Here is a 12203-nt window from a genome sequence, read left to right on the forward strand (position 1 = left end):
GGAAACGTGGCGCACGCCGCAGGCCTCAGGCAGCGGTGTAGACGTGGGAGGCGAGGGCGACGCCGGCGGCGAACGAGGCGACGATGAGGAGCGCGCCCAAGATCGGCCAGTACCACATGTACCAGCGCTTCAGGCCGGCCACGACGATCATCACCAGCGAGCCGATCAAGGCCAGGGCGGTGCCGCCCCAGGAGACGATGAAGGCGGCGCCGAGGTAGCCGTCGTTGCAGTTGTTCGTCCCGCAGGCGTCGGCGGCGAAGGCGAAGAAGATCGTGGCGTAGGCGGCGAGCATGCCGAGGACCGCCGCGCACGAGTACAGCACGATGGTGAGGACCAAGTCCCAGGTCCGCTGCTGTGGCCGCGGCGCGGGCTGCTGCCACTGCTGCTGCGCTGCCGGGTAGTAGGTCATGCACTCAGCATCGCGGCGCGGCGGCCCGCGCGGGACCGCAAAACTACTCAGTCCACCCGGGGAGAATTCGGCAAATGGCTGGTCAGGCGGTACCGGGTAGCGCCGGTTAAGCTGGCGGCGATGACCGATCACGTTGTTGAGAGCATCGTCTACGCGATCCCGATGCGCACCCGATTCCGTGGCATCACCGTGCGCGAGGGGATGCTGATCCGGGGTCCGCTGGGCTGGGGGGACTTCTGTCCGTTCACCGAGTACGACGACCGGGAGGCGGCCGGCTGGCTGGCCACCGCGCTGGAGCAGGTGACGGTGGGCTGGCCGGAGCCGGTGCGGGAACGGATTCCGATCAACTGCACGGTGCCCGCGGTCGATCCGGAGCGGGCGCACGCGATCGTCGCCGGGTCGGGTTGCGGGACCGCGAAGGTGAAGATCGCCGATCATCCCGACTCGCTCGCGGAGGATCTCGCCAGGGTCGAGGCGGTGCGGGACGCGCTCGGACCGGGCGGGGCCGTGCGGGTGGACGCCAACGCGGTGTGGGACGTGGCGACCGCCGTCGCGCACATCAACCGAATCGATAAGGCCGCAGGCGGTTTGGAGTACGTCGAACAGCCGTGCCGGACGATCGAGGAGCTGGCCGCGGTGCGCAGGCGCGTCGATGTGCGCATCGCCGCGGACGAGTCCATCCGGCGGGCCGAGGACCCGATGCGGGTCGCGGTCGCCGGGGCCGCGGACATCGCGGTGCTGAAATGCACTCCGCTGGGCGGAGTCCGCCGCGCTCTGCAGGTGGCCGAGGCCGCCGGGCTCCCCTGCGTGGTCTCCTCGGCGCTGGAAACCAGCGTCGGCCTGGCCGCGCAACTCGCGCTCGCCGGCGCGCTTCCCGAACTCGACTTCGCCTGCGGGCTGGGCACATTGTCGCTGCTCACCGGCGATGTAGTGGTCGATTCGCTGCGTCCGGTCGACGGATTCCTCCCGGTGCCGGGGGCGGCACCGCTGCCCGATCCGGCCCTCGCCGAGGAGTACCGGCAGCGGGATGTCGATCGGACCGCGTGGTGGGAGGAGCGGCTGGCGCGGGTCCTGCGGCTGGTCGAGTCACCGCGGAAGCCGGTCTGAACGGACAATGTCCGCGGCGATCCCGCCGGAATAGCCGCTACGGCCGCGATTTTGTCCGCGTAGACCGGTACGTCACCCCAGCCGCACCCCGCAACCCAGCATCGTCGCGCGCAACACCAGCGCCGCCTCCGGCCCGATGACGCCGTCGACCAATTCCAGGTAGCGGCTGCAGAATTCGGGTCCGTGCGGGGCGACCGCGCCCGCGTTCGCCTCCAGATGATGCGCCAGCTCGTGCAGGATCACGAGTTCGCGCAGCGCCCACGCCCGGCTGCCGGTATGCAGCGGTACGGCGAGGACCGCGTCCTCGGCCTCATAGTGCGCGGCGGTCGTGCCCGCGCGCGACCGCACCCGCACCGCGGTTCCGGCGCGATCCCATTGCCCCCGAACCCAATTGAGCGCGAGCACCTTGTCCGCATAACTCTGCACCGACTCGACCGAGGCGAACCGCCGCTCGATCGGCAACGTGAGGTGCGAACCGTACAGCTCGACCGTCCGGCTCCCGTGCTCATCGGCCCGATCGAACATCCCCCGCACCAGCTGCTCGGCGTCATACACCTTGGCGCGCTGCGTATCCCGGACGTTCACGCGGAACCGTTGCCCGCCCCCCGCGACTTCCGCGAGGTCAATTGCCCACGGGGCGCGCCGAGTTCCGGCGAATTACCCAGCCGGGCCGCCTTGCCCGCCCGGTCCCCCGCCCGCCGCGCCGCCGCCGAGTGCCCGGCCGAGGCCTGCGGCCCACGCCAGGTCCCGCGCGCCTCGGAGGTGCTGGCGTAGAAGTCGGTCAGCTCGATCTCCTTGTTGCGCAACGCGAGCGCGGTGCCGGTGGCCGAGTCGTCGCCGGGCACCACCTCGGCCTCGACCTCCGCCTTCACCGCGGCCAGCCGCTGCCCGATCCGCGCCGCGAAGGCCATCTGGAAGTTCAGCCGCGCCGTCACGCCGGCCACCGGCGCCTGCACCCTGCGTTGTACCCTGCGCCCCCAGCGCTTTTCGGTGACCACCTTCTCCACCGTCGCGGTGCGGTACTGCCCGGACTTGATGTAGTGATCCGACGCCCGCACCATCTGCACGAGCAGACTCGCGTACAACGCCTCGCACGTGTCGATATCGGAATCGAAACCGTAGGCGTACACCTGGGTGGAGGTGCGAGCGACATCGCAGCGCACATCGTTGGCATGCGCGATCGCGACGAACAACTGCACGTAGGTGCGCAGCCCGCGCTTGCCCGGCTCGCCGATCGGAATGATCCGCTGGATCGGCGTCGGCCTGCGTTCACGGCCCGCGACGTGCGCACGGGCCACCGTCAGGTCGATCGACGAGCGGGTCGCCAGCCGCTGGGCGGCGGCGAGGAACGCCTCGGCCTCGTGCTCGTTGTCGGTGGATTCGGCCTGGCGCAGCAGCCCGCCGATGCGGGTCAGCATCCGCTCGGGAACCGGGTTCGGCGATGTCATCACACGCCAGAGTAGCGAGGACTTCCCGCCACAATCCCCCGAGTCACTCCCCCACCATGTATCTTGCGTTGTGCAACCGGCAGGGTGTGCTAATGCTCACGATCGACTTGGAGTGTCCGCGATGGCTGTGAAAAAGGTGTCGTCCCTACGTACGTCGCTGGTACCGAAGGCAGCGTTCGCGGCCGTCTCGGTCGCGCTGCTGACGGCGACGTTCACCAGCTCCTGCTCCAGCGACAGCGGCGGGAGTCCGGCGAGCCAGAACCTCAGCGGGCGCGGGCCGATCACCTACGTCGAGGGCAAGGACACCACCGAGACCGGTGCGGTCAAGCAGCTCATCGAGCGCTGGAACGCGTCGCACCCGGACGAGCAGGTGACGTTCAAGGAACAGTCGAACGACGCGTCGCAGCAGTACGACGACCTGGTCGAGCACATGCGCTCCAAGCAGTCCAACTACGACGTGGTCGCCCTGGACGTGCCGTGGACCGCCGAGTTCGCCGCGAAGGGCTGGATCCAGCCGCTGAAGGATTCCTTCGCCATCGACACCTCCGCGCTGCTCTCCCCGCCGGTCGCCAGCGCCACCTACAACAACACGCTGTACGCGGCGCCCCGCAACACCAACGGCGGCTTGCTGTTCTACCGCAAGGACCTGGTGCCCAACCCGCCCAAGACCTGGAGCGAACTGATCTCGCAGTGCCCGGTCGCCAAGGCGCAGAACATCGGTTGCTACGCCGGGCAGTTCGCGCCGTACGAGGGCCTGACGGTGAACGCGGCCGAGGTGATCAACGCCTACGGCGGCAGCTTCGTCGGCGCCGACGGCAAGACCCCCACGGTGAACAGCCCGCAGGCGCGCGCCGGACTCAAGGTCCTGGTCGATGCCTACAAGGACGGCAACATCCCGCAGGAAGCGATCACCTTCAAGGAGCCGGAGAGCAGCAACGCGTTCGCGCAGGGCAAGCTCATGTTCCTGCGTTCGTGGCCGTCCACCTACGGTGACGTCGGCGGCGACGCCTCCTCGGTGAAGGACAAGTTCGGTGTCGCCCCGCTGCCCGGCGAGAACGGCGTCGGCGCGTCCACGCTCGGCGGCTACAACGCGGCGATCAGCGCCTACTCCAAGAACAAGGCGACCGCGCTGGACTTCCTGCGGTTCCTGATCAGCGAGGACGCCCAGCACATCGTGGCCTCGGGGGCGCTGCCCTCGGTGCGCGCCTCGATGTACGACGACCCGGCGCTGATCGCGAAGATGCCGTACCTGCCCGCGCTCAAGGATTCCATCGCCAGCGCGGTGCCGCGGCCGGTCACGCCGTTCTACCCCGCGGTGTCGAAAGCCATCCAGGACAACGCTTATGCTGCGCTCAAGCAGAACAAGTCCGTCGACGACGCGATCATCGGGATGCAGAAGGGCATCGAGACCGCGGGATCGTAGGCGAATAGCGCAACGGACCCGACGAGACCCGTAGGAGAGAGAGAAACGGTGTCGGATCCTTCGGGAGCGGCCAGCACTGTGCCGAGTGACGAGTTCCTGCCACGCAAGCGTGGCCTCGGCGAGACCCTGGCTGTGGAAATGCGGCGCTCGGGCAAGGCCTGGCTGTTCGTCACGCCGGTGCTGCTGGCGCTGGCGGTGGTCATCGGCTATCCGGTGATCCGGGCGCTGTGGATGTCGTTCCAGAAGGATTCGGGTCTGGACCCGGCGACGGGCATGTTCGTCGAGGGCGGCAGCGCCGGCTTCTCGAACTACACGCACTGGCTGCTGCAGCAGTGCCAGGCGGGCGGCGAGACGGTCAGCTGCCCGACCGGCAATCTCGGTTCGCAGTTCTGGGTGGCGATCGGCATCACGCTGTTCTTCACCGTGATCACGGTGACGCTGGAGGCCACGCTCGGCCTCGGCTTCGCCATGGTGATGGGCAAGTCGTTCAAGGGCCGCGCGCTGCTGCGGGCCGCCGTGCTGATCCCGTGGGCGATCCCGACCGCGGTCACCGCGCGGTTGTGGGAGTTCATGTTCCAGTACGACGGGGTGGTGAACCGGGTCCTCGGCACGCACATCCTGTGGACGTCGGACGCGTGGCCCGCGCGGTTCGCGGTGATCGCCGCCGACGTGTGGAAGACGACGCCGTTCATGGCGCTGCTGCTGCTGGCCGGCCTGCAGGTGATCCCGGCCGACGTGTACGAGGCGGCCAGGGTGGACGGCGCGTCGGCCTGGCAGCGGTTCACCCAGATCACGCTGCCGCTGCTGAAGCCCGCGCTGCTGGTCGCGGTGCTGTTCCGCACCATGGACGCGCTGCGCATGTACGACCTGCCCGCGATCATGACGCTGAGCAACCCGTCCACCCGGGTGGTGTCGATCCTGGTGGTCGACCAGGTCCGGCAGGGTCCCAACAGCGCCGCCGCACTGTCGACGATCACCTTCCTGATGATCTTCGCGGTGGCCTTCGTACTGGTGAAGGTGTTGGGCGCCAACGCAGTCCGCACGCAGGAAGAACAGCGGGAGGCGCACTGATGTCGATTCGGACTGCGGAAAAGCCTGCCGCGCAGAAGGTTGCGTGGCTGCAACGATTCCGGTCGGTGCGGCTCTACGCCGGTGTGGCGATCGTGCTGGTCTGGGGACTCGGGCCGTTCTACTGGATGACCGTGACCGCGTTCCGCGACCCCGACTACACCTTCGACAGCACGCCCTGGCCCACGCACCTCACCTTCGAGAACTTCCGCAACGCCTTCGACACCAGCCGCGGCAACAACTTCGGCAAGGCGCTGGCCAACAGCGTCATCATCGGATCGGTGACCACGGTGATCGCGCTGGTGCTCGGCGTGCTCGCCGCGTACGCGCTGGCCCGGCTCACCTTCCGGGGCAAGTACATCGTGTCCGGGCTGATCCTGAGCGCGTCGATGTTCCCGGTGGTCGTGCTGGTCACCCCGCTGTTCCAGCTGTTCACCAATATCGGCTGGATCGGCAAGTACCAGGCGATGATCATCCCGAACATCTCGTTCGTGCTGCCGATGACCGTCTACATCCTCGCGTCGTTCTTCGCCGAACTCCCCTGGGAGCTGGAAGAAGCCGCGCGGATCGACGGCGCCACCAAGGCGCAGGCGTTCCGGCTGGTGATGCTGCCGCTGGCGGCGCCCGCGGTGTTCACCACGGCGATCCTCGCGTTCATCGCGGCGGTGAACGAATACCTGCTGGCCCGACTGCTTTCCAGCGGCGGCACCGAACCGGTGACCGTCGCGGTGGCCCGCTTCTCCGGCAACAATCCGCTGGTCGAGCCGTACGCGGCGATCATGGCCGCGGGTGTCATGGTGTCGATTCCGCTGGTCATCATGGTGCTGCTGTTCCAGCGCCGGATCATCTCCGGTCTGACGGCGGGTGGCGTCAAGAGCTAGAAACACCGCTCATCGCGGCTCACCCACGGCGCGAGTAAAGTCGGGCGCGTGGGGTAGGTCCTTTTCCGATCGTTGTTCGTGCGGGTGAGTTTCGGCCGACGCTCCGGGAGGAGATGATCGTGAACGAGCGCCACCGGGGACGCGTTGCGCTTGGCCGCGCGCGGGTGCCGAGCGTCAGGGAGACGCGGTCGTGAGCTCGTTCGGGCGGCGGCGCGGCCGCTCGCGGAAGCAGCCGGAGACCCCGCCGTACGCCTCGATCGCGGGCTTCAACGAGCTGGAGACCGTCCCCGCCCGCGGCAAGCGGCGTGCGCGCGCCGCGCGGGAGCCGAAGCCGCCGCGCCCGGTGCCCGACCCGAATCGCCCGCCGCGCACCCGCGGCGAGCGCTTCCGCCGCCTGGTGCTCGCCCTGTTCATCATCTTCGGCGCGGTCCCGGCGCTGCTGTTCGTGCTCGTCTACTGGAGCGCGGAGATCCCCGGCCCGGATTCGGTGCAGACCAATCAGATCGCCACCGTGCTGGCCGCGGACGGCAGCACGGTGATCGCGAAAGTGGTGCCGCCCAACGGCAATCGCACGCCGATCCCGCTGGCCGAAGTGCCGCAGTCGACCCGCGACGCGATGCTCTCCGCCGAGGACCGCAACTTCTACACCAACCCCGGCTACTCCACCTCCGGCTTCCTGCGCGCCGCCAGGGACAACCTGCTCGGCCGGGACAACGCGGGCGGCGGCTCCACCATCACCCAGCAGTACGTGAAGAACGCCTTCCTCGGCTCCGAGCGCACGCTCACCCGGAAGATGCGCGAGCTGATCATCTCGGCCAAGATGGCCCGGCAGTGGAGCAAGGACGACATCCTCGCCGCCTACCTCAACACCATCTACTACGGGCGCGGCTCCTACGGCATCGCCGCGGCGGCCAAGGCCTACTTCAACAAACCGGTGAACCAGCTGACCCTCGCCGAGGGCGCGGTGCTGGCCGCGCTGGTGCGCACGCCGTCGATCCTGGACCCGGAAACGCATCTGCCCGATCTGACCGCGCGCTGGAAGTACGTGCTCGACGGCATGGTCGAGATGGGCGTGCTCTCGCCGGGCAACCGGGACGCCACGGTCTTCCCGCCGATCATCCCGCTCAACGAGATCCCGGACGACAACGTGGCCCGCGGCCCCGAGGGCCTGATCCGCGCCCAGGTGGTGCGCGAGCTGCGCTCCGCAGGCATCAGCGACCACGAACTCGATACCGGCGCACTGCAGATCACCACCACGATCGACGCGAAGGCGCAGCAGGCGGTGCTGGACGCGGTGCGCGAGCGGCTCGGCGGGCAGCCGCCCGAGCTGCGCGCCGCGATCGTGTCGATCGACCCGCGCTCCGGCGCGGTGCGTGCCTACTTCGGCGGCAACGACGGCATCGGCTACGACTACGCGCAGGCGCCGTTGCAGACCGGGTCGGCGTTCAAGCCGTTCGCGGTGATCGCCGCGCAGCAGCAGAGCGTTCCGCTGAATCGGATGCTGGACAGTTCCCCGGTCACCGATCGCGGCACCAAGATCACCAACGTGGACGGCGAGACCTGCGGCCGGTGCAGCATGGCCGAGGCGCTCAAGCGGTCGCTCAACACCAGCTTCTACCGGTTGACCATGTCGATGTTCGACGGGCCCAAGGCCATTGCGGACGCGGCGCACGCGGCGGGCATTCCGGAAGAGATCCCGGGCGTCGCGGGCAAGACCCTCACCGAGGACGGCGGGCGACCGCTGAACGGAATCGTGCTGGGGCAGTACCTCGTTCGCCCGATCGACATGGCCTCGGCGTACGCGACGATCGGCGCGTCCGGCGTGTATCACCCGCCCTATTTCGTGCAGCGCGTGGTGACCGGCGACGGACGCGTACTGCTCGACCGCGGCGCGCCCGAGCAGCGGACCGGCAAGCAGCTTCCGGAGGGGCAGCAACGCATCCCGCGCGCCATCGCCGACAACACCACCCAGGCGATGGTCCCGATCGCCGCGTACTCCAACGGCCACGGCCTGGCCGGCGGCCGCCCGTCCGCGGCCAAGACCGGCACCACCCAGCTCGGCGAGTCCAAGCTGAACAAGGACGCCTGGATGATCGGCTACACACCGTCGCTGTCCACCGCGGTCTGGATCGGCACCGAACAGTCGCAGCCGATCCACACCGCCCGCGGCACCGACATCTACGGGTCCGGCCTGCCCGCCGACATCTGGAAGCAGGTGATGGACGGCGCCCTGGCGGGCACGCCGAACGAGCAGTTCCCCGGCGCCCCCGCGGCGGCGGACGTCGCGGCCACGCCGCCGTCGGCGAACAAGCCGTCCGGCGGTCCCTACGACATCTTGAATCCACCGCCGGGGCCGCAGCGCGAACCGATCGTCATCATCCCGCCGGCGCCGCCGACGCCTAAGGAAGTGGAAATTTTTCCCGGACTGACCATCCCGGTGCCTGGATAGCGATGATGCTGTGACCTTCCTGCACCCAGGGGAACGGATGACATGGCAGCATCGTTTGCCAGAGTGAGAGCGAACAGCGAGTGTGTCGGACAAGGCCGACGCCGACGCCGCGGGATCGATGCGGAAGGATATGCGCTCGAGCGACGACGCCGCCAATTGGAGACAGACGAGACATAGGGGCTACGCCGGTGGATTTCAATGTCGTTGACCAACCCGAGACGCTGGTGGCGGGAACAGTACTTCGCAGCCCGGCGCTCGCGGTCGAAGGACCGCGCCGCGCGAAAGTCGAGGAGGCGTGGAAGCGCAATCTGGCCCGCCAGCTGCCCGGGCCGCCGACGACCGCGTACGTCGACCACGCGCCGGAAATCAATTCGTATTTAACCCATATCGTCGGCTACCGCTGCCGCAGCGTGGACGACTTATTACCCGGCGACGTGCTCGCTCGGGTGCCCGCTGGCCGGTTCGCCCGGTTCATCGCCAGCGGTGACAACCTGGGCGACACCATCGTGCACATCTGGCGCTCGGTATGGGACGCCGAGGCCGCGGGCCGGTTCGTGCGCGCCTACACCGGCGATTGGGAGCACTATCCCGATGCGCGCACGGCCGAAGTCTTCGTAGCGCTGGCAGACGATCAAGTCGACGGGTAGGAACAACACTGTGGACTTCGAGATTGTCACGTTGGACGAAAGCCTGGTCGCCGGACTGACCGTCCCGCTCGCCGGACGCGAGGTGACCGCGCGCGACCTCGACCTGGTGAACTTCACCTGGGACCGCTACCTGGCGCGAGAGAAGAGCGTGCCCAGGGTGGCCGCCTACATCGGCCAGAACGATCACGCCGTCGCCGTGCTCGGCTACGAGGTGGCGTCGATGGACGAGATGGACGCCGGCGACGTGCTCACCCGCGTGCCGCACGGCCGCTATGCCAAGTTCGTCGTCTCCGACAAGCCCTACGACCTGCTGCGCACCGCGTGGGCACAGGTGCGCAAGGCGGAGAGCGCGGGCACCATCACCCGCTCACACACCGCGGAGATCGAGCGCTACACGGGGCCGACCTCGGTCGAGGTCTACGTCTCGCTGGACTGAACCCCGGCACCCCGCGAACGAGCCGGGCCCCACGAAAGTTCGTGGGGCCCGGCTCATCTCGTTGGCAGAACTACTCGGTGCTACTCGGCATCGATGATGAAGGCTTCCAGCTGCGCGCGGGCGACGTCGTCGGCCAGCTGCTGCGGCGGGGACTTCATCAGGTACGCCGAGGCCGGGATGACCGGTCCGCCGATGCCGCGGTCCTTGGCGATCTTCGCCGCGCGCACCGCGTCGATGATGATGCCCGCCGAGTTCGGCGAGTCCCACACCTCGAGCTTGTACTCCAGGTTCAGCGGCACGTCGCCGAAGGCGCGGCCCTCGAGCCGGACGTAGGCCCACTTGCGGTCGTCGAGCCAGCCGACGTGGTCGGACGGGCCGATGTGCACGTCCTTGGCGCCCATCTCCTTCTTCAGGTTGCTGGTGACAGCCTGGGTCTTGGAGATCTTCTTGGACTCCAGCCGCTCGCGCTCGAGCATGTTCTTGAAGTCCATGTTGCCGCCGACGTTGAGCTGCATGGTGCGGTCGAGCTGCACGCCGCGGTCCTCGAACAGCTTGGCCATCACCCGGTGGGTGATGGTCGCGCCGACCTGGCTCTTGATGTCGTCACCGACGATGGGCACGCCAGCCTTGGTGAACTTCTCGGCCCACACCGGGTCGGAGGCGATAAACACCGGCAGCGCGTTGACGAAGGCGACGTCGGCGTCGATGGCGCACTGGGCGTAGAACTTGTCCGCCTCCTCCGAGCCCACCGGCAGGTAGGAGACGAGGACATCGACGTTGTTGTCCTTCAGGACCTTGACCACGTCCACCGGCTCGGCCTCGGACAGGTCGATCGTCTCGGCGTAGTACTTGCCGATGCCGTCGAGCGTCGGACCGCGCTGCACGACCACGTCGCTGGGCGGCACGTCGGAGATCTTGATGGTGTTGTTCTCGCTGGCGAAGATGGCCTCGGCGAGGTCGAAACCGACCTTCTTCGCGTCGACGTCGAACGCGGCGACGAACTTCACGTCCCGGACGTGGTACTTGCCGAACTTGACGTGCATGAGCCCGGGCACGGTCGCGGTCTCGTCCGCGTCCTTGTAGTACTGCACACCCTGGACCAGCGAGGAAGCGCAGTTACCCACGCCTACGATGGCGACGCGAACTTCTGTGGCGTTGTCAGCCTTCTTGTCATCACTCATGGCCGATATTTCCCTCTTTCTGTGGTGCCGCCTTCGTCGATTGCTCCGCCGCAATCAACTCGTTGAGCCAGCGCACTTCGCGCTCGCTTGATTCGAGTCCGAGCTGGTGGAGCTGCCGGGTGTAGCGATCGAGCGACCCGCTGGCCTTCTTGATCGCCTCCCGGAGTCCTTCTCGGCGCTCCTCGACCTGGCGCCGCCTGCCTTCCAGAATCCGCATCCGCGCGGCGGCGGGGGTGCGGCTGAAGAAGGCGAGGTGAACGCCGAAGCCGTCGTCGGTGTAGTTCTGCGGTCCGGTGTCGGCGAGCAGTTCGCTGAACCGCTCGCGTCCCGCCGGAGTCAGTTGGTAGACGCGGCGGGCTCGGCGCGTGACCACGCCCGCCGGGATCTCCTCGGCGATCAGCCCGTCCGACTGCATGCGACGCAGCGTCGGATAGAGCGATCCGTAGGAGAAGGCCCGAAACGCGCCGAGCAGGCCGGTGAGCCGCTTGCGCAGCTCGTAGCCGTGCATGGGCGATTCGAGGAGCAGCCCGAGGATTGCCAGCTCGAGCACCGGGCTTCACCTCCCTGACGATGGACAGACCTTACCGATGGATGCGACTCCAAACTATATCGGAGCGATATAACCGTGCACAGTCCTGGGCGATATAAAGACCGATCTACCCGGCGTCTCATACCCCTGAGCCGGGGCGGCTCCTCGGCAACACCGCTACTCTGGTTCTCGTGCGAATCCAGCGGCAAGTGGTCGACTACGCCCTTCGGCGTCGGTCGTTGCTGGCTGACGTGTATGCGGGCCGCGTCGATGTCGCCTCGGTATGTGATGCGAATCCCTACCTGCTGCGTGCGGCGAAGTTCCACGGTCGGGGGAGCGAGGTCACATGCCCGATCTGCCGGAAAGAACAGCTCACGCTTGTATCTTGGGTCTACGGCGACGGTCTCGGGCCGGTGGCGGGTTCGGCCCGCACCCCGGAGGAGCTGACCCGCCTCGCCGAGACTCGTGAGGAGTTCTCGGTCCATGTCGTCGAGGTATGCCGCAGCTGCAGCTGGAATCATCTGGTGCAGTCCTACGTCCTCGGTACCACGCCGGCGCCAACGCGGCGCCGCACCGGGACCCGGCGCACCGCAGCCGAATGAAGTGCCTGGTCATCTGCCCGTCG

Annotated in this window: 13 protein-coding genes; 8 read left to right on the top strand and 5 right to left on the bottom strand. The window is 68.1% G+C overall.

Features of this window, described 5'->3' with window-relative positions; translation table 11 throughout:
• Positions 1–25: 25 nt before the first annotated feature.
• Positions 26–409, bottom strand: coding sequence for a hypothetical protein (locus ACFQ9K_RS12645; RefSeq protein WP_378715303.1), 384 nt, complete (start codon positions 407–409; stop codon positions 26–28).
• A 120-nt stretch (positions 410–529) separates the two neighbouring features.
• Here ACFQ9K_RS12645 and ACFQ9K_RS12650 point away from each other — a divergent pair, with 120 nt between their 5' ends.
• Entirely contained in the window at positions 530–1516 is a 987-nt protein-coding gene (locus ACFQ9K_RS12650; RefSeq protein WP_378715302.1) for an o-succinylbenzoate synthase, read from the top strand.
• Between the two features lie 72 nt (positions 1517–1588).
• Here ACFQ9K_RS12650 and ACFQ9K_RS12655 read toward each other — a convergent pair whose 3' ends face one another.
• Both ACFQ9K_RS12655 and ACFQ9K_RS12660 read right to left on the bottom strand, forming a co-directional pair.
• Positions 1589–2101: a TIGR04338 family metallohydrolase gene (locus ACFQ9K_RS12655; RefSeq protein WP_378715300.1), complete on the bottom strand. Its 513-nt coding sequence runs from the start codon at positions 2099–2101 to the stop codon at positions 1589–1591.
• Positions 2098–2964 (bottom strand): DUF2786 domain-containing protein, encoded by an 867-nt coding sequence (locus ACFQ9K_RS12660; RefSeq protein ID WP_378715298.1) that lies wholly within the window; start codon positions 2962–2964, stop codon positions 2098–2100. The genes ACFQ9K_RS12655 and ACFQ9K_RS12660 overlap by 4 nt, the downstream gene beginning before the upstream one ends.
• Before the next feature lie 121 nt (positions 2965–3085).
• Between ACFQ9K_RS12660 and ACFQ9K_RS12665 the strand changes: the two genes are divergently transcribed.
• The 6 genes from ACFQ9K_RS12665 to ACFQ9K_RS12690 all read left to right on the top strand — a co-directional run bounded on the left by ACFQ9K_RS12665 (position 3086) and on the right by ACFQ9K_RS12690 (position 9868).
• A complete protein-coding gene (locus ACFQ9K_RS12665; RefSeq protein WP_378715296.1) occupies positions 3086–4387 on the top strand; it encodes an ABC transporter substrate-binding protein in 1302 nt (433 codons plus the stop codon).
• A 48-nt stretch (positions 4388–4435) separates the two neighbouring features.
• Positions 4436–5458, top strand: coding sequence for a carbohydrate ABC transporter permease (locus ACFQ9K_RS12670; protein WP_378715295.1), 1023 nt, complete (start codon positions 4436–4438; stop codon positions 5456–5458).
• Entirely contained in the window at positions 5458–6336 is an 879-nt protein-coding gene (locus ACFQ9K_RS12675) for a carbohydrate ABC transporter permease (protein WP_378715293.1), read from the top strand. The genes ACFQ9K_RS12670 and ACFQ9K_RS12675 overlap by 1 nt, the downstream gene beginning before the upstream one ends.
• A 190-nt stretch (positions 6337–6526) precedes the next feature.
• Positions 6527–8785: a transglycosylase domain-containing protein gene (locus ACFQ9K_RS12680; protein WP_378715291.1), complete on the top strand. Its 2259-nt coding sequence runs from the start codon at positions 6527–6529 to the stop codon at positions 8783–8785.
• 188 nt (positions 8786–8973) lie between these two features.
• Entirely contained in the window at positions 8974–9432 is a 459-nt protein-coding gene (locus ACFQ9K_RS12685; protein ID WP_378715289.1) for a GyrI-like domain-containing protein, read from the top strand.
• 10 nt (positions 9433–9442) lie between these two features.
• Positions 9443–9868 (top strand): GyrI-like domain-containing protein, encoded by a 426-nt coding sequence (locus ACFQ9K_RS12690; protein WP_135234039.1) that lies wholly within the window; start codon positions 9443–9445, stop codon positions 9866–9868.
• 80 nt (positions 9869–9948) lie between these two features.
• Here ACFQ9K_RS12690 and ACFQ9K_RS12695 read toward each other — a convergent pair whose 3' ends face one another.
• Together ACFQ9K_RS12695 and ACFQ9K_RS12700 are read right to left on the bottom strand one after the other, a co-directional pair.
• Positions 9949–11049, bottom strand: a complete 1101-nt coding sequence (locus ACFQ9K_RS12695) for an inositol-3-phosphate synthase (RefSeq protein WP_378714219.1) — start codon at positions 11047–11049, stop codon at positions 9949–9951.
• The gene (locus ACFQ9K_RS12700; protein WP_150400309.1) at positions 11042–11599 is read right to left on the bottom strand and encodes a PadR family transcriptional regulator; all 558 of its coding nucleotides are present in this window, start codon (positions 11597–11599) and stop codon (positions 11042–11044) included. Before ACFQ9K_RS12700 ends, ACFQ9K_RS12695 begins: the two co-directional genes overlap by 8 nt.
• A gap of 170 nt (positions 11600–11769) precedes the next feature.
• Here ACFQ9K_RS12700 and ACFQ9K_RS12705 point away from each other — a divergent pair, with 170 nt between their 5' ends.
• Complete coding sequence (locus ACFQ9K_RS12705; protein ID WP_191093751.1) at positions 11770–12180, top strand: DUF5318 domain-containing protein; 411 nt, start codon at positions 11770–11772, stop codon at positions 12178–12180.
• Positions 12181–12203 lie beyond the last annotated feature (23 nt).

The sequence above is a fragment of the Nocardia sp. NPDC056564 genome, assembly GCF_042793755.1.
Lineage (GTDB): Bacteria > Actinomycetota > Actinomycetes > Mycobacteriales > Mycobacteriaceae > Nocardia.